The following is a 20,411-nucleotide window of genomic DNA, read 5'->3' as shown; positions in this document are numbered from 1 at the left end:
GCGCGATGAAAAGGTCGGCCGACGGAGCGTACAGGGCCTTCCCGTTGAGTCCCCCTGTCCCTATCTCCGCCGGCGCGTCCGGTCCGCCATTTCGACCGTGGCGGGCGCGATAGGTGCCCACCACGGTCGCCTGCGACACCTCGTCGCAGTCAGGCTTTGATCTGATCGAATCCCCTTTGCCACCCTGCAAAATTGACAACGTCGCACCCCGGTACGACCGGACAAGCACGAGGAGGAATACCCACATGACCGAGACCAACCAGGTCCTGCCCAAGGCCAAGAAATCCGTCGCCCTGAGCGGTACCGCCGCGGGCAACACCGCGCTGTGCACCGTCGGCCGCAGCGGCAACGACCTGCACTACCGCGGTTACGACATCCACGACCTGGCCACCGAGTCGACGTTCGAGGAAGTCGCGCACCTGCTCGTGCACGGCGCGCTGCCGACGACGTCGCAACTGAAGGCCTACAAGGCCAAGCTCAAGCGCCTGCGTGGCCTGCCGGCGATCGTGTCCGAAGCGCTGGAACTGGTGCCCGCCAACGCGCACCCGATGGACGTGCTGCGCACCGGTTGCTCGGTGCTGGGCACGGTGCTGCCGGAGCGCGAAGGCCATCCGGCCTCCGAAGCCCGCGACATCGCCGACAAGCTCATCGCCAGCTTCGGTTCGATGCTGCTGTACTGGTGGCACTTCACCCGCAACGGCCGCCGCATCGACGTCGAGACGGACGATGATTCCGTCGCCGCGCACTTCCTGCACCTGCTGCACGGCGAAGCGCCGAGCGCGCTGCATGCGCTGTCGCTGGACAAGTCGCTCATCCTTTACGCCGAACACGAGTTCAATGCGTCCACCTTCACCGCGCGCGTGATCGCCGGTACCGGCTCGGACCTGCATTCGTGCATCACCGGCGCCATCGGCGCGCTGCGCGGCCCCAAGCACGGCGGCGCGAACGAAGTGGCGATGGACATCATCAGCCGCTACGGCACCGCCGATGAGGCCGAGGCGGACATCCGTGCGCGCATGGAGAAGAAGGAAATCATCATCGGCTTCGGCCACCCGGTGTACACCATCGGCGATCCGCGCAATCCGATCATCAAGGAGATCTCGCGCAAGCTGTGCGCGGACGGCGGCAACCAGACGCTGTTCGACGTGTCCGAGCGCATCGAAAACCTGATGATGGACACCAAGAAGATGTTCCCGAACCTCGACTGGTACAGCGCATCGGCCTACCACATGATGGGCATCCCGACGCCGATGTTCACGCCGCTGTTCGTCATCGCGCGCACCACCGGCTGGAGCGCGCACGTGATCGAGCAGCGCGAGGACGGCAAGATCATCCGTCCGAGCGCGAACTACGTCGGGCCGGAAGATCGCGCGTACGTGCCGATCGAAAAGCGCTGATCGCATTCGACGTTTGCAAGACAGGAAGGGGCCGCGCGATGCGGCCCTTTTCTTTGGCGAGTACGAACTCAGGGGTGTAAATCCCTCTCCCCTTGCGGGAGAGGGACAGGCCGCCGAAGGCGGCCAGGGAAAGGGTAGGGCCGCTGCCGTACAGCACGCGCTACGCGCGTCCCCTCTTCCGCCCCTTTGGGGCACCTTCCCCCGCAAGGGGAGAAGGGAACAGCAACAGCACGCACGAAGTCCTTTGCGTTGCCGAAGGCGGCCATGAACACGGGCACGCGCGCGCCACGCCCGGCCGTGGCATAGTCGGCCGGCATTCGTGGCTAGTGGTTTGGGGGAAACCATGCGCGATGACGAAGTGCCGAACAAGACCGATGCCGGGCGCGACGAGATTCAGAGTCGCGCGCTGAAGCTGCCCAACGTGCTCCGCTCGATCCTGCTGATGGTGGATGGCCAACGCAATGTCGGCCAGCTGCGTGGCGTGATCGGCGGGCTCAAGGGGCCGGACGATGCATTGGCCCAGCTCGAAGCGATGGGGCTGATCGCCGTGCCGCAGAGCCTGGCCGCCGCTGCGGCCGCCACGATCCGCGAGGCCGCCCGTCCGGGGCCCGCAGCGATCGAGCCGGCTGCCGCCACGGCGTCCGCGCCGATCGCATCGGCCGTGGGCTACTCCGCGCTGTACACGCTGATGTCCGACACGGTGCGCGAGCACCTGGGCCTGCGGGGGTACTTCCTGCAGCTCAAGGTCGAACGCTGCAGCGACGTCGGCGACCTGCTGGCCCTGTTGCCGGATTTCCACACGGCGTTGGGCAAGGCCCGGGATGTGGGATTCGCGATGGAGATGGAGCGGCGTTTCCGCTCGCTCGCGGAAGCCTGAGGCCACCGCGGTGAGAACACGGAGGCGGCCGGACCGCCTCCGCGTCGCCGTGCGCCTTGCTTACGCCAGGCCTTCGATCTTCAGCGCCTTCTGCACGCCCGGGTCGGCTTCCATGCGCGCCTTGAAGGACGCCAGGTTGGCCAGTCCGGACAGGTCGATGCCCAGGCCGTCGGCCCAGCGCAGCGTGATGTAGAGGTAGGGGTCGGCGTAGCTGCGGAAACCGGCGATCCACTGCTTGCCGGCGAGCTGGCGGTCGGCCGACTCGAACAGCCCACGCACGCGCTTGCGCGCGGCGTCCCTCACGGCGTCGTGCTGGGCCTCGTCGGCGATGAAGGCGGCCGGTCCGAACAGCGGTTTGAAGGCCGGGTGGATATCGGAATTGACGAAGGCCAGCCAGCGGGCGGCTTCGCCGCGCTGGCGCGGGCTGCCGTCGCCGGCCAGGCCGGCCTCGGGGAAGGTGTCGGCGATGTAGCCCATGATCGCGGCGTTCTGGGTCAGCACGAAGTCGCCGTCGACGATCGCCGGCACCGCGCCGGACGGGTTGATCGCCAGGTAGGCCGGAGCCTTCATCGTCTCCTTGTCGAGGATCTCCAGCGCGAAGGGCTGGCCGGTCCACTGCAGGGCGATGTGGTCGGCGGTCGAGCACGCGCCGGGCTTGGTGTAGAGCTTCATGCGGGGATCCCTCGAAAGTGCGGCAATCCCGAACTATGGACGATGGCCCGTCCCCGCCTCAATGCGACGGTGTGAAACGGACTATTGCCTTGGGCGCACTGGCCGGGGACGCATTTACCGTTGCGACCAGGCGGTGTTTTCCACGGAACCGTTCGCCCTGAGCGTAGCCGCGGAGCGGCGAAGTCGAAGGGCGGGGAAGTCCGATGTGTTTCCGGCCCATCCACCCTTCGACTTCGGCCTGCGGCCTACGCTCAGGGCGAACGGGGTATGGATGCCTGTCATGCACAGCCCCTTCCCTTGCGCGAGAGGGACAGGCCGCCGCAGGCGACCCGAAAAAGCGCAGCGCTTACGAGCGCTTCGGCTTCAACGACTGCACCTTATAGAAGGTGTGATCGCCGATCGTCGCCACCTGATACGCCGTGCGCCACGACGGGCTGGCGATCGCATGCGCGGCAAAGTGGCTCGCGCCCGGGACGATCTCCTTGCGCTGGCCGGGCGGCAGGGCCCAGTTGCGCTCGGCGTCGAGGGCGATGGTGACGGCCTCCGCCCACGCCTCGGTGTTGCTCAGGCGCGTGGCAGGCGAGACCAGGGTCGGCGCGAACTGCTTGCGCGCGGTCACCACGTCGCAGACGGTGTTGCCCCACAGCCCGCTGTCACGGCGGCGCAGGGCGACCTCGGCGACCGCCTTCTGGCCGCGGACCGACTGGTCGCGCGCTTCCAGGTAGACGGTGGTGCTCAGGCACAGCGAATCGGCGGTTTGCGGCGGAAGCACAGAGGCCAGCCACAGGATCCAAGCCAGTTTCATCTAATCGGACTCCTTGCTCCGTTGCGCCGATCCGCTTCGAGGTCCGCTTCCTATGAGGAGGACGGCAACCACGGCACGAACCGGCATGGCGTACTGGGGAGGGCAGCGCACTCTACGGCGCGCTTTTGCCCATTCACCAAAGCCGCGCGGAAGATCGGGTGCGCGGGCGGTGAGGGTCGCCGCCCAAGCGGGGCGGCTGAAAAAGTTGGCGCACGGTAGCTTTGCGAATCTAAACGCTACGTGAATACAGGGGACTTGACCGGGGCCTGTCGATCCGGCTGGAAAATCCGACCGGACAGCGCAACTGATTGTTGCGAAAGGATATTTGTCCGGACTGTCGATGCCCGGAAATCCCAACGGCCTGTTCAGCTTCGGAGCGAACCGGTGACCGCGCCGCTGTTTCGACGATGCGGTTTCGTACGTTTGGCAGCCTTGCAGGCCCCGCCCTGCAAGGCTTGCGCAGTTCGGTCAAAGGGCGGCTGCGAGGCGGCTGCCCTGGTTGATCGCGCGCTTGGCATCGAGCTCCGCGGCCACGTCCGCACCGCCGATCACGTGCACCGGAGTGCCTTGCGCCGCCAGCTCATCGGCCAGCGGTTTGAAGGGTTCCTGGCCGGCGCAGATCACCACGTGATCGACCGCCAGCACCTGATCGCTGCCGTCCACGCGCACGTGCAGGCCCTCGTCGTCCACGCCCAGGTATTCCACGCCGCCGAGCATCCGCACCTTCTTGGCCTTCAGCGTGGCGCGGTGGATCCAGCCCGTGGTCTTGCCCAGGCGGGCGCCCGGGCGACCGGGGCTGCGCTGCAGCAGCCAGACCTCGCGCGCGGGCGCCTCGGGCTCCGGCGCGGCCAGGCCGCCGCGGTTGCCGTCGTAGCCCAGGTCCACGCCCCATTCGGCGCGCCAGCGCGCGGGGTCGAGCGCGGCGCTGGGGCCATGTTCGACCAGGAACTCCGCCACGTCGAAGCCGATGCCGCCGGCGCCGATGATCGCCACCTTGCGCCCCGGCACGACGCGCCCGGTGAGCACGTCAATGTAGGAGACGACCTTGGGATGGTCGGCACCCGGGAAATCCACCTCGCGTGGGCGAATGCCCGTGGACAGCACGACCGCGTCGAAGCCGGCCAGCGTGGCGGCCTCGGCGTAGGTGCCCAGGCGGACCTCCACGCCCGTCTGCTCCAGCCGGCGGCCGAAGTAGCGCAGGGTCTCGTGGAACTCCTCCTTGCCGGGGATGCGCTTGGCCAGATTGAACTGGCCGCCGATCTCGCCCGAGGCCTCGAACAGCGTCACGCGATGCCCGCGCTCGGCCGCCACGGCCGCCGTCGCCATGCCCGCCGGGCCGGCGCCGACGACCGCGATGCGCTTCGGATTCGCGGTCGGCGTGTAGTTCAGTTCGGTCTCCGCGCAGGCGCGCGGATTGACCAGGCAGCTGGCGGTCTTGTTCTGGAACACGTGGTCCAGGCAGGCCTGGTTGCACGCGATGCACGTATTGATATCGAGCGCGCGCTGCTCGCGCGCCTTGTTCACCCACTGCGCGTCGGCCAGCAGCGGCCGCGCCATCGACACCATGTCCGCCTCGCCGCGCGCGAGGATGCCCTCGGCGACGTCGGGCATGTTGATGCGGTTGGTCGTCACCAGCGGCACGCGCACGTGCGGTTTCAGCCGCGCGGTGATGCCGGTGAAGGCCGCGCGTGGCACCGAAGTGGCGATGGTCGGGATACGCGCCTCGTGCCAGCCGATGCCGGTGTTGATGAGCGTCGCGCCGGCGGCTTCGATCGCCTTGGCCTGCTGCACGACCTCGTCCCAGGCCAGGCCGTCGTCGACCAGGTCCAGCATCGACAAGCGGTAGACGATGATGAAATCCGGCCCGCAGGCCTCGCGGATGCGGCGCACGATCTCCACCGCGAAGCGCATGCGCTTGCCGGCGTCGCCGCCCCAGGCATCACTTCGCTTGTTGGTGCGCGGCGCGGTGAACTGGTTGAGCAGGTAGCCCTCCGAGCCCATGACCTCGACGCCGTCGTAGCCGGCCTCGCGCGCCATCGTCGCGCTGCGCACGAAGGCGCGGATCTGCCGCTCGACGCCGCCGGCCGACAGGGCGCGCGGCGTGAAGGGGTTGATCGGCGCCTTCAACTTGCTCGGCGCCACCTGCAGCGGGCTGTAGCCGTAGCGGCCGGCGTGCAGGATCTGCAGGCAGATGCGCCCGCCGTGCGCGTGCACCGCGCCGGTCACCTGGCGATGCCGGCTCACCTCCCACGGAAAGCGCATCGTCCCGCCGAAGGGCTTGAGCCAGCCGGCGAGGTTGGGCGAGAAGCCGCCGGTGACGATCAAGCCGACGCCACCGGCCGCGCGTTCGGCGAAGTAGGCGGCGAGCTTGGGGAAATCCGCGGCCTTGTCCTCCAGCCCTGTGTGCATCGACCCCATCAGCACGCGGTTGGGCAGGGTGCAGAAGCCCAGGTCCAGCGGCGCGAACAGGTGCGGGTAGAGCGAGTGCGGCGACTGGACCGAAATCGGCTCCGGGGCCGGGCTCAACGGGCTGGCGATCGTCATGATGAATACGCTGGCGTACGGAAGCCGGCACGATGACGGGAAAGCCGGCGGCGTTCAAGCGCGTTCGTCGGGTCGGGTGCCCGAAGTTGATTGGAGGCCGCCGGAAGCACGAAGCCTCTCGGCCGTCATCTCCCTCCCCTGCAAGCAGGGGGAGGGGCAGAGGCAGGGCAGTCGGCCTATTTCACCCCTCCGGCATCGGCAGGCACTCCATCACCTCCACCGCATCGCCCGGGAAGATCGTGAAGTGCGGGTGGCCTTCGAACATACGCGCCGCGGCCTCGTGTGAGTCCGCCTCGACCACCGTCCAGGCGGCCAGCTCGTTGCGCACGTCGCCCACGCCCTTGGCGCTGATCCGCTTGGTCTTCCCCAACGGGCTGCCGTTGTCGACGATGGCCTTCTGGTGCTTGCCGACCCACTGGCCCCAGGCCTCCATGCCGGCCTTCTCGCGGCGGCTGCGCTCGTCCTCGGACAGGGCCTTCCAGGCGTCCATCGACGCCTGCGAACCCAGGAACACGGCGAGGAATCGTTTCATCAGGTCACTCCTTCGTTGATGAGGGGACGGCAGGTCGTCGGCCCTCCTGCATACGACGAACGGCGCGGGAATGAATCGACAGCAGCAGGCTTTGCGACCGGCGGCGGGTGGGCGGGAGTGATGGAACGGGAAACGTGACACAGCCCGTAGCCCGGGTAAGCGAAGCGCACCCGGGACGTTCGATCCGACGCCCAGACCGATCCGACGCCCCCCCAACCCCGGATGCGGCTGCGCCTTACCCGGGCTACGCCGCAGCCTAGCCCTCGATGGCATGCCTCACTCTCAAATCCGCCCGCCGCGCAAGAGTTGTCTCGCGCCCGCCCCTCACCCACCATGGCTCACCCGTAGTTTCCGGTCCTCCATGGACGACGTTTCCGCACCCCTGCAGGACTATCTGCGCGACGGCATCGTCGCGGCCGATCTGCCCGACCTGCACCCGCTGCTTTCCGCCCGCGACCTCCTGCGCGCCTTCTCGACCCTGTTCCACGGCGGCGAGGAGAGCGTGATGGTGCGCCTGCTGGTGCTGCGTGCCATCGGCGAGCGCGGCGCCGCGCCGGACTGGACCCCGCAGGAACTGCGCGATCACTTCGCCTACCTGGATCCGGTGAAGTTCGACACCGTGCTGGGCCGCCTGCGCGACAACGACCTGCTGCGCTGGGACAACGACACCCAGCGTTACCGCATCAGTCCGGTTGGCCGCCAGGCGCTGTCGTCCATCGGCCTGCTGCTGCAGTTCAACCGCGAAGGCGACGAGCTGGCCTACGTCACCGCGCAGCTTGCCGCCGGCCAGTCGGTCGGCAAGGTGCGCGGCGACGACCTGCAGCACCTGCTGTCGCGCCTCAACGAATACCGCGAGGACTTCGATCAGGCCGTGCTCAGCGGTTCCGAACACCGCATCCAGCGCGCCGCCGGCACCTTGCAGCAGGTGTGGCAGTGGGTGGAGAAGGGCACGGCGATCGTCAAGGAAATCGCCGCCGACGAAGAACTCGACGCGGCCACGCACCGCGTCGCCCAGCAGATCGGCCGCGCGCAGAGCGCGATGCTGCGGCAGGCCTCGGTGTTCCAGCGTGCGCTGAACCAGCTCGACCGCCACCGCGTGCACATCGGCGCCAGCGGCCTGTCGTCCACCGATGTGAACCGCTACCTGCGCGGCATGGACGCCGACGCGCTCGCCGCGCTGTCGCACGACGCGCTCGCGCACGTGGTCGCGCCGGCCTTCGTGCTGGCGCCCATCGCGCTGGACATCGCCGAGTACGAACTGGTCGAACGCGAGCGCGAAGCGCAGGAAGACGCGTCGCTGCCCCCGGCGCAGAGCGCACCGCACGACACGCAGGCGCCGGTCGCCGAGAACGACTACGCGCACGCCGAGCAGTGGCTGTCGCAGCTGGCATCGCTGGATGCGGACGTCGACACCACGCTGTCGGACTGGGTGCCGCAGGACGGTTTCGCGGTGAGTGCGTACCGATTGTCGCTGCTCGGCCTGATCGGCGACCCCGGCGCGGAGAACCGCAACGGCGTCAGCGCCTCCATCGCGCAACTGCCGCTGCGCTGGAAAGTGGGGACGCAGTTCGAGGACGTGGGGCGCGCGGGCGTGGCGTACATGAGCCGGGCGTGGTTGGTGGGGCAGGGCGATGCAATGGTCGAATCCGGAGCGCGCGATGTATCCGATGGCGACGAATGGCCCCTCCACGGCGACGCCACCACAGCCGATGACGCTGCCGCTCTCCCATCGTCATCCCCGCGAAAGCGGGGATCCAGCGACTTGAAACCCACAAGCGCACAGGGAACAGCCAAGGCACTGGAGAGTGCCGCCGTGCGGCGGACCGAAAGACCCCGCCTTCGCGGGAATGACGAGCAAGAACAAAAGCCGAAGCGGCAGAAGCCCGCGACCTCCGCCGCAACTACCCCGGAACCCCAATGAGCGACCCCACCGCCACCCTGATCGCCCGACTGCTCGCCGAACGCTGGCTGCCGCGCGACGACCACGCGGTGCGCCAGGTCCTGGTCGACGCGGAACTTCGCGACGAACTCGACCGTCGCCTCGCCGCCGCCGGCATGCGCCTGCTCGAACATCCCTACGCTGCATACGTCGCCGTGGGCGTGGCGCGCGCGCAGGAGAACGAAGTCTTCGGAAGCGCACGCGCCTGGGCCGCGAGCAACCTGCAACTGGACCGCGACGCGCTCGCGTTGCTGGTCGTGCTGTGGTCGCTGCTGGTGCTGCCCAAACGCCAGCGCCAGATCGCACGGCAGGAAAGCGATCGCCAGCAGGACCAGGAGCAGATGTTCGCCGAACTCAAGCCGGTGCCCATCGGCCAGGACATGGTCGAGCCCATCAACGAACGCACGCTCGTCGCCGACTTCGGCGACAAGCTCGGCGGCAAGTTCCGCATCAATCTTTCGCTGGGCGCGTTGCAGCGCCACGGCTTTATCGTGCGTCGCAAGGAGCGCATCGCCGAAGGCCCGCTGCTCGACCTGGCCTTCGACTACGAACGCATCGCCAGCCGCGTGATGGACGGCGCGCTGAGTTACGTCGTCGAACAGGCGCGCGCGACGCAGGCCGCCAATGCCGACAGCATCGAGGACGACGACGTGCTCGACACCACCGACGAATCACTGGAGGCGCAGGCCGATGTTTGAGTTCCGCAGCCTCGAAGTCGTGCACTGGGATTACTGGCAGCGCTTCCAGCTGCCGCTGGATGCCTCCGTCATCACCGTCGTCGGCCCGAACGGTTCGGGCAAGACCACGCTGCTCGATGCGCTGCGCACGCTGCTGGCCATCGAGGACCGCGACACCGCGCGCGACTACAAGACCTACCTGCGCCACAACGGCAAGGGCCAGGCCTGGCTGCGCGCCGTCGTCAGCAACCGCCCCGACCGCCGCGGCGGCCGTCCGTTCTTCCCGATCAAGGACGAGGCCGTGACGCTGGCCTGTCGCATCCGCAAGCGTGGCGGCGACTGGTCGCGCGATTACCAGATCGTCGCCGGCGACGTGCCGGTCGAACAGCTCGATCAGGGCGGCGAATGGCTCGGCGTGCGCGACTACCGCGTGCGCCTGGCCGGCGCGGGCCTGACGCGCGCGATCTGCCGCGTGCTCACGCTGGAACAGGGTGCGACCGACAAGCTCTGCCAGCTGTCGCCGCGCGAGCTGCTGCAACTGGTGTTCGACGTGTTCGAAGACAAGGCCGTGCTGGACGATTACCAGCGCGCCAAGAACGAACAGCTCGACGTCGAGAAGGAAATCGAACAGCTGCGCCACGGCCTGGGCGAGCTGCATTTCAAGCTCGAATCGGCGCGCGTGGACGTGCGTTCGTTCGAGGAAGGGCAGGCGCTGCACAACCAGCGCCAGCGCCTGCAGGCCGAGATCGCACCGAAGATCGAACTGGCCGACCTGCGCGCCACGCTGGAAGGCGCGCGCCCGCGCCTGACCGGCCTGCGCCGCGCGCTGCGCGAACGCGAACGCGTGCATGCCCAGCTGCGCACGCGCGAGTCCGGTGCGACCGGACAGCGCGACGAGTTGCGTGCCGCCATCGAGCGCGCCCGCGCCGACGTGCGTGCATGCGAGGCCGAATTCACCACCGCGCGCGACCACGCGCGCGACGCCGAAGTGCTCGTGCGGCGTCGCGACGAACTGGCGCGCGTGCAGGCCCAGCGCGGCGTCGTCGACGTCGAAGCGCTGAGCCGCAGCATCGAGGAAGGCCGCCGTCGCCAGGCGGAACTCAAGCTGGAAGGCGAGCGCGACCGCAAGCGCACGGGCGAGATCGCCGCGCAGGTCGCCGCGCTCAGCGGCGGCGGTCGCATCGTCGAACCGTTCGAACGCGACTTCCGTAACGCGCTGGACGAGGCGGGCATCGAGCACCGCGTGCTCACCGAGCTGGTCGACATCGTCGATCCGAAGTGGTCGGTGGCGGTGGAAGCCGTGCTCGCGCCGTACCGTCACCTGATCGTGCTGGAAAACCCGCGCGATGAAGCCGCCGCGTGGAAGCTCGGCGAACGCATGCAGTACCGCCATTTCGTCGTCGGCGCGCGGGCGCCCGTGGAGAAGGCGACCAAGGGCTCGCTGCTGGAGATCGTGAAGTTCTCCAGCGAGCCGCCGGCGTGGCTGCCCAAGCAACTGGACAAGGTCCAGCGCGTGGAGGACATCGACGACGGCCGCCGACTGCCGAAGGGGCAGGACTGGATCACGCGCAAGGGCTATCTGCGCGAGCACCGCGGCGGTCGCCACATCGGCGGCGGTGCACCGCACTTCGGCAGCGGCGCACGCCAGGTGAGGCTGGAGGAACTGCGCGCCGAGCAGATCGAAATCCAGCAGCGCGCACACGCACGCGAAGACGAACTGAGCGAGCTGGGCAAGCGTGTGGATGCCGAGCAGTCGCGCCTGCTCGGGCTCGACGCGGGACAGGAGCTGGTGACGCGCGCGGCCGAATTCGCCGACGCCGCCGAGCGCATGCCGGCGATGGCCGAGGCCGCGCAGCAGGCGGGCCTTGCGCTGGCCGAAGCGCGTTCGCGACTGGACGGACTGGAGGCCGAAGACAAGGCCGAAGGCATCGCCGGCGCCACGCGCGCGGGCGAGATCCGTTCGCTCGACAACGAACTGCGCGAGCGCGGCCAGCAGATCGCGCAGGAGCGCTCTCAGCTGGTGCAACGCATCGTCGACTTCCGCAGGAAGCGCGCGCTGATGCCGGTGGCGTGGCGTTCGATCGAGTCGCTGCGACAGGCGCGCGAGGAATACGAAAGCGCCGGCGCGGTGCGTCGCGAGATCGAACGCATCGACGAACGCCTGCAACGCGGCGGTTACATCGTGGATGCGGCCTGCATCGCGATGCGCGACAAGTTTGCCGCCGACCACGACGGACTCGAATCGGCCATTGGCAAGCGCGAGGCGCATCTGCATCGCGCCCGCCGCATCACCGAAGAAGCGCGCGGTGCGTACATGAACGTGCTGCGCGCGACCGTGCGTCGCTACAAGAAGAACCTGGCGTCGCTGGGCGAACTGGCGGGCATCGGTGTCGACGTTGAAATGCCGGAGCTGGTGAACGAGGACGTCGCACTCGCGCAGGCGGGATTGACGGTGAAGTTCGATTTCGACCGCAAGGGCTGGATCGGCCTGGACGACGGCGAGGCTTCGGGCGGCCAGCAGGTCATGAAGTCGCTGCTGCTGCTCGTCGGCCTGCTGCGCGACGAGGATCAGCCGGGCGGCTTCGTCTTCATCGACGAACCGTTCGCGCATCTGGACGTGTTCAACATCGAGAAGGTCGGCCGCTTCCTGCGTTCGACCGATGCGCAGTACATCCTGACCACGCCGATCACGCACAACCTCAACGTGTTCGAGCCGTCCGACCTGGTGCTGGCCACGAGCAAGCGCCGTGGCGGCAATGCGTGGGCGGAGCCGGTGGCGGTGCTCAAGCGCGATCGTCGTGCCGACGCGGAAGCGGCGTAAGACGCACGCGATGAACACCGGCCGCCAGCAGATCCAGCACACCACGTACCGCAATCTCGCGGTCGTGGTGAAGCGATGGCCGGGCGCGCCGGCGGATTTCTTCAGTGCCGAAGCGGCAGGGCTGGCGACATTGGCCGGTGCGGGCGCGATGCGTGTCCCGCGCGTGCTCGCGCTGGAACCCGAACGCCTGGTGCTGGAGGACCTCGGCGACGGCGTGCAGAAGGACGGCTTCTGGACGAAGGCCGGCGAAGGCCTGGCCGCGCAGCATGCGATCGGCAACGCGCGGTTCGGCTTCAAGCGCGACGGTTACTGCGGGCCGACGCCGCAGTCGAATGCGTGGGCGGACGACGGTTGGCGCTTCTTCGCGCAGCATCGTCTATTGCCGCAGGCGCGACGCGCGTTCGATGCAGGGCATCTCGCGGCCGACGACGTGGATGCGGTCGACGCGCTGTGCGCGCGCCTGCACAAGCTGATCCCGCCGCAACCGGCGGTGCTGCTGCATGGCGATTTGTGGCTGGGCAACCTGCATTGCTGTGGGGATGGCGCACCCGCGCTGATCGATGCCGGCGCCGTGCATTTCGGCTGGGCGGAATCGGAGCTGGCGATGCTCACGCTGTTCGGCGCACCGCCGGAGGCGTTCTGGCGTGCCTACGAGGGCATCGCCAAGCCCGCGCCGGACTGGCGCGAGCGCGCGCCGGTTTACAACCTGTACCACCTGCTCAACCACCTCAATCTGTTCGGTGGCAGTTATCTGGGTGGCGTGCGTGAGGTGTTGGCGCGGTTTGTGTGACCCGCCCGGGTGCGCTGCGCTTGCCCAGGCTACGCCGTTTCCCCTCCGTTACCGTCATTCCGACGAAGGCCGGAATCCAGGCCGTCATGCCTCCCGCCCCCTCTCGTCATTCCAGCGAAAGCTGGAATCCATTTGGCTGTTCGCGAGGCACGTGGGCGCTGCGAAGGTCGAGATCAAGATGGATCCCGGCTTTCGCCGGGATGACGGAATTGGGAGACGGCAGGAATTCCCCGCGTCAGGTTGCAGTTGGCGTGCTGCACGCCGGCTGCGCAAGCGCCACTCACCAGCCCGCCAACACCAGCTTCCCGATCGTCGTCCCCGACTCCAGGCGGCGATGCGCCTCGCGCAGATTCTGCGCGTTGATCGGCGACAGCGTGTCGTGATGCGTGCCGCGCAGCTCGCCGGAATCGATCAGCTGGGCGACGCGATCGAGGATGCGGCCCTGTTCGTCCATGTCCGCCGTCTGGAAACGCGGGCGGCCGAACATCATTTCCCAGTGGATGCCGATGCACTTGAACTTGTACGGGTCGCCCAGGCGCACGGGTTCTTTCGGCTCGACGACGAGGCCGACATGGCCCTGCGGCGCGAGCACTTCGCCCAGCTGCTCCCAGTAGCCGCTGGTGTCGTACAGGTTCAGCGCGGCATCGACCGTATCGAATCCGAGCGCCGACAGCTGCGGCGCGAGCGGCTGGCGGTGGTCGATGACGTGGTGCGCGCCCATCTCCTTCACCCACGCGATGGTGTCCTCGCGCGAAGCGGTGGCGATGACGGTGAAGCCGGCGCGGCGTGCAAGCTGGATCGCGATCGAACCCACGCCGCCGGCGCCGGCGATGATCAACAGCGTCTTGCCTTTGCCGCCGTTCTCGCTGTCGTAAGGCATGCGCTGGAACAGCAGCTCCCACGCGGTGAGCGCGGTGAGCGGCAGCGCGGCGGCCTGCGCCTGGTCCAACGACGACGGCGGACGACCGACGATGCGCGCATCCACGAGCTGCAATTGCGCATTGCTGCCGGGACGGGTGATATCGCCGGCGTAATACACGCGATCGCCGGGCTTGAAAGCCGTGACCTTGTCGCCGACGGCTTCGACGATGCCCGCGGCGTCGTAGCCGAGCACCTTCGGCTGCGCTTCGACCTGCGGTTTGGGCGAGCGTACTTTCGTGTCGACGGGATTGACCGAGACGGCTTCGACACGCACTAGCAGGTCGTGACCGGTGGGCTTGGGCGGGTCGGGCAGTTCGATATCGACCAGTGACTGCGCGTCGTCGATGGGGAGGTAGCGGGTGAGGGCGATGGCTTTCATTCTGGAACTCCGGCATTTCCTTCTCCCCTTGCGGGAGAAGGTGCCCTGAAGGGGCGGAAGAGGGGGCGCGCGAAGCGCGTGCCATTACAGCGGCCACACCCCTCTCCCTGGCTCGCTTCGCGAACCTGTCCCTCTCCCGCAAGGGGAGAGGGGCGATCGCCTGGAGGGGAGGGGCGAAGGGAGCGGTGGCCGAACTAACTCACACCGGCGACGGATTCCGCTCCGAGAACCCCGCCTGATGCCAGTACGGATACACCGCCGTGCGCGCGCTGGCTTCGTCCAGCAGCGCGACCTGTTCCGGTGTGAGGTTCCAGCCGACCGCGCCGAGGTTCTGCTTCAGTTGCTCTTCGTTGCGCGCACCGATCACCACGGTCGACACCGTGGGTCGCTGCAGCAGCCAGTTCAGCGCGATCTGCGCAATGGTCTTGCCGGTCTGCTCGGCAACCTTGTCGAGTGCATCGACCACGCGATACAGATGTTCCTCGTCCACCGGCGGGCCGTAGTCGGCGCTGGCGTGCAGGCGGCTCACTTCCGGACGCGGCTGGCCGCGGCGGATCTTGCCGGTGAGGCGCCCCCAGCCCAGCGGGCTCCAAACCACCGCGCCGACGCCCTGGTCGATGCCCAGCGGCATCAGTTCCCACTCGTAATCGCGGCCGATCAGCGAGTAGTACGCCTGATTGGCGACGTAGCGCGTCCAGCCGTGGCGATCGGCGGCGGCGAGCGATTTCATCAGGTGCCAGCCGGAGAAGTTCGACACGCCCAGGTAGCGGATCTTGCCCGCGCGCACGAGGTCGTCGAGCGTGCGCAGCGTTTCCTCCACCGGCGTCTTCGCATCGAAGCCGTGCAGCTGGAACAGGTCGATGTAATCCGTGCCCAGGCGCTTGAGCTGCGCGTCCACGGTGCGCAGCAGGTGGAAGCGCGAGGAGCCCACCGCGTTGGGATCGTTCTCGTCGAAGCGGAACGTGGCCTTGGTCGAGATCAGCACCTTGTCGCGCCGGCCCTTGATGGCCGCGCCGAGAATGCTTTCGGCCACGCCGCCGGAGTAGACGTCGGCGCTGTCGAACAGGTTCAGGCCGGCGTCCAGGCAGACGTCGATCAGGCGCGACGCTTCGGCCACGTCGGTGTTGCCCCATGAGCCGAACAGTTCGCCTTTGCCGCCGAACGTGCCGGTGCCGAAGCTCAGCGCGGGAACGCGGAAGCCGGAATTGCCGAGATAACGGTAGTCCATCGAATGCATCCTCTGGTGGGGAAAGAGGGGGAGGGAATGCGAACTCAGTCGCGCAGCAGTGCGTCCAGATCGATCGCCTGCGCCATCGCGCGGTAGCCCGCGTCGCCCGGATGCAGGTGGTCGCCCGAATCGTACGCCGGCAGGAAGCGTCGCGGGTTTGCCGGGTCGCGCGTGATCGCGTCGAAATCGACGACGGCGTCGAATTCGCCGCTGTCGCGTATCCATGCGTTCACCGCCTGGCGCACGCGTTCCTTGTCGAGGCTGAAGTAGCCGCGCATCGGCGTGTCCTGCAGCGCACCTTCGAACGGCGTCAGCGTGCCACCGACGATGCGCACGCCGTGTGCATGCGCGCGGGCGATGAGCTGGCGGTAGCCGGCGATGAGCTCGTCGGCGCTCGCGATGGGCTCGTCCGGGCCGAGCGGGGTGCCGTGCCAGCCGATATCGTTGATGCCCAGCAGCACGATCACGCTGCTCACGCCGGGCTGGGCGAGCACGTCGCGGTCGAAACGCGCGAGCGCGTTGAGCCCCATGCGGTCGCGCAGCAGGCGCGCACCGGAAATGCCGGCATTGGCGACGGCGACGTTGCGCGGGGCCAATCGTTGCGCAAGCGCATCGGGCCAGCGCGTGTTGGCTTCCATCGTCGCCATGTTGCCGTCGGTGATCGAATCGCCGATGGCGACGACGGTGCGCGCGCCGGGCGTCGCCTCGGTCAGCACGGCGCTGACGAACACGCGCGTGGTGAGCGTGGTGTCGTGCTTGAACTTCACCGCCGCCGTCTGATCGCCCGCGCCGACGTACGAAGTCTGGCGCGCATCCCAGTGGAACGTGGCCGGCGCTGTGGGTTCTGGCAGGTGCAGGCTGATCGAGACCTCCGTCAGCGGCGCGACATCGAGTTCGACCGGATCGCTGAGCATTGGCGCACCGGCGGGGATCGTCACGCTGGACTTGCCGCCGAAGGTGAGCGCGCGGTCGCTGCCGGCGACGATCGTCGCGTCCTTGCCGGCCTTGGTGACATGCGCGGCGCCGATGACAAGCGGCGTGGTGCCGTATTCGTTCGACAGCAATACGCGCACGCGCTTGCCGCCGAGGCTGACGCGCGCGGTCTGACGCACGGTCTGGTTCCAGAACTGGAAGGGCAGGTTGGTCGGCAGCGCGAAGTCACCGTCCCAGCGCGGCTGCGGGCTGGCGGTCCAGGTGGGGATCCACGTCGGTTGCGGAGCTTGCGTGGCGTGCAGCGGTGCGAGCGCCGCGAAGGTGAGCAGCGAGGCGGCCATGAAGGCGAGGCGGGCGGAGCGTTTCGACACGGCATTCTCCAGGAGCGAATCCATTCTGATTCCGTCATCCCCGTGAAAGCGGGGATCCAGTGTCTTTGCCCTACGACGGCGCGAGAGTCGCTGGGTTCCCGCTTTCGCGGGAACGACGAGCAAGGCGATATCAGGCGCTTTCGGGCACGCAGTCGACGGGCAGCGCCTGTGCACGCGGCGCGCGGCGTTCGAGCCACACGCTCCACAGTGCCACCAGCAAGCCGGCGACGGTCACGGTCGATGCGACCCAGGTGATCGCCGCCAGCCCCGGCCCGCGGTCGATCACCACGCCGCCCAGCCATGCGCCCATCGCGTTGCCGAGGTTGAATGCGGCGATGTTGAAGCTCGAGGCGAGGTTCTGTCCGGCGCCTTCGGCAAAGCCCAGCACGCGCAGCTGCAGCGGCGACACGGTGGCGAAGGCGGCGATGCCGAGCAGGCCGACGAAGGCGACCATCGCGATCTGGCTGCGCAACGCGAAGCTCATCACCGCCAACACGACGGCGAGCGCCAGCAGCGTGCCGATCAGCGCCGGCGTGGCCTTGCGGTCGGCAAGGCGGCCGCCGAGCAGGTTGCCCACGACCATGCCGCCGCCGAACACGAGCAGGATCGGGGACACCGCGCTTTCGGCGAAACCGGTGAGCTGCGTCAGCAACGGCTGCACGTAGGTGATGACCACGAACACGCCGGCGAAGCCGAGCATCGTCATCAGCAGGCCCAGCAGCACCTGCGGACGCGCGATGGTCGCCAGTTCGTCGCGCAGTGCGACCGGCTCGGCCGTGTCGCGGCTGCGCGGCACCAACAATGCGATCACGGCGAACGAGATCACGCCCACCGCGCCCATCGCCCAGAACGTCGAACGCCAGCCCAGGTGCAGACCCAGCCACGCGCCGGCAGGCATGCCCAGCAGCGTGGCGAGCGTAAGGCCGGAGAACATGATCGAAATCGCCGAGGCCTTGCGCTCGGCCGGCACCAGCCCGGTGGCGACCACCGCGCCGACGCCGAAGAACGTGCCGTGCGTGAGCGAGGTGATCACGCGGGCGATCATCAGCGTGGTGTAGTCCGGTGCCAGTGCGCACGCGATGTTGCCGACGGTGTAGATGCCCATCAGCGCCATCAGCACGGCCTTGCGCGGCATGCGACGCGTGAGCAGCGTCAGGATCGGCGCACCGGCGAACACGCCCAGCGCGTAGCCGGACACGAGCATGCCGGCGGCGGCGATGGAGACATGCAGGTCGGCGGCGACCTGCAGCAGCAGGCCCATGATCACGAACTCGGCGCAGCCGATGCCAAAGGAGCCGGCGGTCAGGGCGTACAGCGCCAGCGGCAGGCGGCCGGTGGGCGTCGGGCCGGGTGCGGCAGAGAGGGAAGCGGGTAGGGAAGGGGCGGCCATGGCGGCGGGTCCTGAGGGAGGACGGCAGCCTAGGGGCTTGAATCTTCTTCGGAAACCGGCAGGATGGCTAATCAGTTTCAATGGATCGTTGAGAATCCACGAAGGAGCCCGCCATGGACCGCATCGGCGACATCGCCCTGTTCCTGCGCGTGCTGGACCTGGGCTCGATCAGCGCGGCAGCGCGCAGCCTGGACCTGTCGGTGGCGGTGGCCAGCCAGCGCCTGAAGCGGCTGGAGCGCGACCTGGGCGTGCGCCTGCTGCACCGGACCACCCGCCGCCTGCACGCCACGCCCGAGGGCGCTGCGCTCGCCGAGCAGGGCCGGCCGCTGGTGGAGGACCTGGAGGCGCTGACCGGCGGGCTGCGCCAGGCGGCCGAGGAGATCACCGGCACGCTGCGCGTGACCGCGTCGGCGTCGTTCGGGCGGCAGTACCTGTCGCCGCTGCTGCCGGAGTTCCTCGCGCTGCACCCGCGCGTGAAGCTGAGCATCAACCTGACCGACCAGATGGTCGATCTGGTGAGTGCCGGCTTCGACATGGCGATCCGCATCGGCGCGCTGGACGACTCCTCGCTGGTGGCGCGCAAGCTCGCGGTGAACCAGCGCGTGCTCTGCGCCTCGCCGGACTACGTGCGCCGCCACGGCATGCCGAGCACACCGCAGGAACTGACCGAACACGAATGCGTGCTGCTGGTCGGCACGCAGGGGCGGCAGGACGTGTGGCGCTTCGGCGACGGCGCCGGGGGCGAAATCGCGGTGCGCGTGCGCGGGCACATGGAAACCAACTACGGCGAGCTCGTGCGCGATGCCGTGGTGGCGGGACTGGGCATCGCCATCCATTCGAGCTGGCACGTGTGCAACGACCTGCGCGAAGGGCGCCTGGTGCAGGTGCTGGCCGATTACCCGATTGCCGAAAGCGGCATCTACGCCGTCATGCCGCAGCGCAGGCTCGTACCACCGCGCGTGCGGGCGTTTGCGGATTTCCTGGCGGAGCGGTTCTTGGATCCGCCGTGGGAGAGTTGTCTGCGCAGGTGAGCATCAGAGGCCCTCTCCCGCCGGGGGAGGGGTTGGGGTGGCCGCGAGGGCGCTACTCCGTTCGTCCTGAGCGTAGGCGCGACGCGCCGAAGTCGAAGGGGGAGCGGACCTCAACCGTGATGTGCCGTCCACACTTCGACTTCGGCCTGCGGCCTACGCTCAGGGCGAACGGTGTCGGGCGACCTGCATCGCCGCTCACTCGAACGCAAACGCATCCAGTGCGAGCGACCCGAACTCATGCGAGCGATGCAGCGTGCGCGCGGTCGGTGCCGAGCCGCCGGCGCCGAGCGCGACGAACAACGGCATCAGATGTTCCACGGTCGGATGCGCGTGATGCGCGTGCGGCGCGCGCGCCTGCCAGTCGAGCAGCGCATCGATGTCGCCCGCGTCCAGCTGTTCGTGCATCCACTGCGCGAACTCACTCGCCCACGGTGCGAACGGCGCGTCCGGATGCTGCCAGTCCAGATCGCCTAGGTTGTGCACGAATCCGCCCGAACCGACGATCAGCACGCCTTCGTCGCGCAGCGGCGCGAGTGCGCGGCCGAGTGCGAAGTGCTGTGCAGCGTCGCCGTGCGGCATCACGGATAGCGGCACCACCGGCACGTCGGCATCGGGATACATGCGACGCAGCGGCACCCAGACGCCGTGGTCGAGGCCGTGGTTCTCGCGCACGCGTGCGGGCAGGCCGGCGACGGCGAGACGTTCGGCGATGTCGATGGCCAGATCCGGCGCGCCTGGCGCGGGGTAGCGGATCTCGTACAGCGGCGCGGGAAAACCGCCGAAGTCGTGCACGGTATGCGGTTGAAGGTGGCCGCCGACCATCGGCCGCTCGGTCATGAAATGCGCGGAAGCGACCACGATCGCCTTGGGCCAGGGCAACTGGCGGCCAAGACCGTCGAGGAAACGGCCGGCAGGGGAATCCTGCACGGCGAGCATCGGCGAGCCGTGCGAGAGGAACAGGCTGGGCAGGTGGCTGGGAGCGTCCATGTCGATAAGGGTGTGCCTGTGCCGTGGCTTTTCCAAGCGTGCCCTGCGCGTCGGTGCGTTCCGTCCACGGCGGCTTCACGGCGGGGCCGCACGCGGTGGACCACGCTACGCGCTTGC

16 protein-coding genes are annotated in these 20,411 nt (G+C 68.5%); 7 read left to right on the top strand and 9 right to left on the bottom strand.

Going from position 1 to position 20,411, the window contains the following annotated elements; translation table 11 throughout:
* Window positions 1–245: 245 nt before the first annotated feature.
* Together prpC and JI752_RS04060 are read left to right on the top strand one after the other, a co-directional pair.
* The gene (gene prpC, locus JI752_RS04065; protein WP_216959586.1) at window positions 246–1,397 is read left to right on the top strand and encodes a 2-methylcitrate synthase; all 1,152 of its coding nucleotides are present in this window, start codon (window positions 246–248) and stop codon (window positions 1,395–1,397) included.
* Window positions 1,398–1,740: 343 nt separating this feature from the next.
* Window positions 1,741–2,274 (top strand): hypothetical protein, encoded by a 534-nt coding sequence (locus JI752_RS04060; RefSeq protein WP_216959583.1) that lies wholly within the window; start codon window positions 1,741–1,743, stop codon window positions 2,272–2,274.
* Window positions 2,275–2,334: 60 nt separating this feature from the next.
* Here the strand turns inward: JI752_RS04060 and JI752_RS04055 are convergent, their stop codons facing one another.
* The 4 genes from JI752_RS04055 to JI752_RS04040 all read right to left on the bottom strand — a co-directional run bounded on the left by JI752_RS04055 (window position 2,335) and on the right by JI752_RS04040 (window position 6,827).
* Window positions 2,335–2,946 (bottom strand): glutathione S-transferase N-terminal domain-containing protein, encoded by a 612-nt coding sequence (locus JI752_RS04055; protein ID WP_216959580.1) that lies wholly within the window; start codon window positions 2,944–2,946, stop codon window positions 2,335–2,337.
* Window positions 2,947–3,292: 346 nt separating this feature from the next.
* Window positions 3,293–3,751, bottom strand: coding sequence for a cell wall hydrolase (locus JI752_RS04050; RefSeq protein WP_216959577.1), 459 nt, complete (start codon window positions 3,749–3,751; stop codon window positions 3,293–3,295).
* A 468-nt stretch (window positions 3,752–4,219) separates the two neighbouring features.
* Window positions 4,220–6,277, bottom strand: coding sequence for an NADPH-dependent 2,4-dienoyl-CoA reductase (locus tag JI752_RS04045; protein WP_254200350.1), 2,058 nt, complete (start codon window positions 6,275–6,277; stop codon window positions 4,220–4,222).
* Window positions 6,278–6,476: 199 nt separating this feature from the next.
* Window positions 6,477–6,827: a hypothetical protein gene (locus JI752_RS04040; RefSeq protein ID WP_216959571.1), complete on the bottom strand. Its 351-nt coding sequence runs from the start codon at window positions 6,825–6,827 to the stop codon at window positions 6,477–6,479.
* A gap of 361 nt (window positions 6,828–7,188) precedes the next feature.
* Here JI752_RS04040 and JI752_RS04035 point away from each other — a divergent pair, with 361 nt between their 5' ends.
* Genes JI752_RS04035 through JI752_RS04020 form a run of 4 tightly spaced genes read left to right on the top strand, consistent with a single transcriptional unit; the run spans window position 7,189 to window position 13,054 of the window.
* Entirely contained in the window at window positions 7,189–8,748 is a 1,560-nt protein-coding gene (locus JI752_RS04035) for a hypothetical protein (RefSeq protein WP_216959567.1), read from the top strand.
* Entirely contained in the window at window positions 8,745–9,464 is a 720-nt protein-coding gene (locus JI752_RS04030; RefSeq protein WP_216959564.1) for a hypothetical protein, read from the top strand. The genes JI752_RS04035 and JI752_RS04030 overlap by 4 nt, the downstream gene beginning before the upstream one ends.
* Window positions 9,457–12,264, top strand: coding sequence for an AAA family ATPase (locus tag JI752_RS04025; protein WP_216959560.1), 2,808 nt, complete (start codon window positions 9,457–9,459; stop codon window positions 12,262–12,264). Before JI752_RS04030 ends, JI752_RS04025 begins: the two co-directional genes overlap by 8 nt.
* 10 nt (window positions 12,265–12,274) lie before the next feature.
* On the top strand, window positions 12,275–13,054 hold the full coding sequence (locus JI752_RS04020; RefSeq protein WP_216959557.1) for a fructosamine kinase family protein: 780 nt from the start codon (window positions 12,275–12,277) through the stop codon (window positions 13,052–13,054).
* 280 nt (window positions 13,055–13,334) lie between these two features.
* Here JI752_RS04020 and JI752_RS04015 read toward each other — a convergent pair whose 3' ends face one another.
* The 4 genes from JI752_RS04015 to JI752_RS04000 form a co-directional block, all read right to left on the bottom strand.
* The gene (locus JI752_RS04015; protein ID WP_216959554.1) at window positions 13,335–14,354 is read right to left on the bottom strand and encodes a zinc-binding alcohol dehydrogenase family protein; all 1,020 of its coding nucleotides are present in this window, start codon (window positions 14,352–14,354) and stop codon (window positions 13,335–13,337) included.
* Window positions 14,355–14,553: 199 nt separating this feature from the next.
* Window positions 14,554–15,582 carry an aldo/keto reductase gene (locus JI752_RS04010; protein WP_216959550.1) on the bottom strand — a complete coding sequence of 343 codons (1,029 nt, stop codon included), beginning with the start codon at window positions 15,580–15,582 and terminating at the stop codon, window positions 14,554–14,556.
* 44 nt (window positions 15,583–15,626) lie between these two features.
* A complete protein-coding gene (locus JI752_RS04005; RefSeq protein WP_345777317.1) occupies window positions 15,627–16,886 on the bottom strand; it encodes an SGNH/GDSL hydrolase family protein in 1,260 nt (419 codons plus the stop codon).
* A 130-nt stretch (window positions 16,887–17,016) separates the two neighbouring features.
* Window positions 17,017–18,276 (bottom strand): MFS transporter, encoded by a 1,260-nt coding sequence (locus JI752_RS04000; RefSeq protein WP_216959544.1) that lies wholly within the window; start codon window positions 18,274–18,276, stop codon window positions 17,017–17,019.
* 113 nt (window positions 18,277–18,389) lie between these two features.
* Here JI752_RS04000 and JI752_RS03995 point away from each other — a divergent pair, with 113 nt between their 5' ends.
* Window positions 18,390–19,307: a LysR family transcriptional regulator gene (locus JI752_RS03995; RefSeq protein ID WP_216959541.1), complete on the top strand. Its 918-nt coding sequence runs from the start codon at window positions 18,390–18,392 to the stop codon at window positions 19,305–19,307.
* 195 nt (window positions 19,308–19,502) lie between these two features.
* On the opposite strand, the gene JI752_RS03990 is transcribed toward JI752_RS03995, so the two are convergent.
* Window positions 19,503–20,294, bottom strand: a complete 792-nt coding sequence (locus JI752_RS03990) for a class III extradiol ring-cleavage dioxygenase (protein WP_216959538.1) — start codon at window positions 20,292–20,294, stop codon at window positions 19,503–19,505.
* Window positions 20,295–20,411 lie beyond the last annotated feature (117 nt).

It is taken from the genome of Lysobacter sp. MMG2 (genome assembly GCF_016735495.2).
GTDB lineage: Bacteria > Pseudomonadota > Gammaproteobacteria > Xanthomonadales > Xanthomonadaceae > Lysobacter_J.
This window is presented reverse-complemented; position numbering and strand designations above follow the sequence as displayed.

What these genes read in the sequence shown, in the direction of transcription:
- JI752_RS04060 (WP_216959583.1), top strand. Translation starts at nt 1,741, where the DNA reads ATGCGCGATGACGAAGTGCCGAACAAGACCGATGCCGGGCGCGACGAG.
- JI752_RS04040 (WP_216959571.1), bottom strand. Translation starts at nt 6,827, where the DNA reads ATGAAACGATTCCTCGCCGTGTTCCTGGGTTCGCAGGCGTCGATGGAC.
- JI752_RS04015 (WP_216959554.1), bottom strand. Translation starts at nt 14,354, where the DNA reads ATGAAAGCCATCGCCCTCACCCGCTACCTCCCCATCGACGACGCGCAG.
- prpC (WP_216959586.1), top strand. Translation starts at nt 246, where the DNA reads ATGACCGAGACCAACCAGGTCCTGCCCAAGGCCAAGAAATCCGTCGCC.
- JI752_RS04000 (WP_216959544.1), bottom strand. Translation starts at nt 18,276, where the DNA reads ATGGCCGCCCCTTCCCTACCCGCTTCCCTCTCTGCCGCACCCGGCCCG.
- JI752_RS03995 (WP_216959541.1), top strand. Translation starts at nt 18,390, where the DNA reads ATGGACCGCATCGGCGACATCGCCCTGTTCCTGCGCGTGCTGGACCTG.
- JI752_RS04010 (WP_216959550.1), bottom strand. Translation starts at nt 15,582, where the DNA reads ATGGACTACCGTTATCTCGGCAATTCCGGCTTCCGCGTTCCCGCGCTG.
- JI752_RS04030 (WP_216959564.1), top strand. Translation starts at nt 8,745, where the DNA reads ATGAGCGACCCCACCGCCACCCTGATCGCCCGACTGCTCGCCGAACGC.
- JI752_RS03990 (WP_216959538.1), bottom strand. Translation starts at nt 20,294, where the DNA reads ATGGACGCTCCCAGCCACCTGCCCAGCCTGTTCCTCTCGCACGGCTCG.
- JI752_RS04050 (WP_216959577.1), bottom strand. Translation starts at nt 3,751, where the DNA reads ATGAAACTGGCTTGGATCCTGTGGCTGGCCTCTGTGCTTCCGCCGCAA.
- JI752_RS04055 (WP_216959580.1), bottom strand. Translation starts at nt 2,946, where the DNA reads ATGAAGCTCTACACCAAGCCCGGCGCGTGCTCGACCGCCGACCACATC.
- JI752_RS04035 (WP_216959567.1), top strand. Translation starts at nt 7,189, where the DNA reads ATGGACGACGTTTCCGCACCCCTGCAGGACTATCTGCGCGACGGCATC.
- JI752_RS04025 (WP_216959560.1), top strand. Translation starts at nt 9,457, where the DNA reads ATGTTTGAGTTCCGCAGCCTCGAAGTCGTGCACTGGGATTACTGGCAG.
- JI752_RS04020 (WP_216959557.1), top strand. Translation starts at nt 12,275, where the DNA reads ATGAACACCGGCCGCCAGCAGATCCAGCACACCACGTACCGCAATCTC.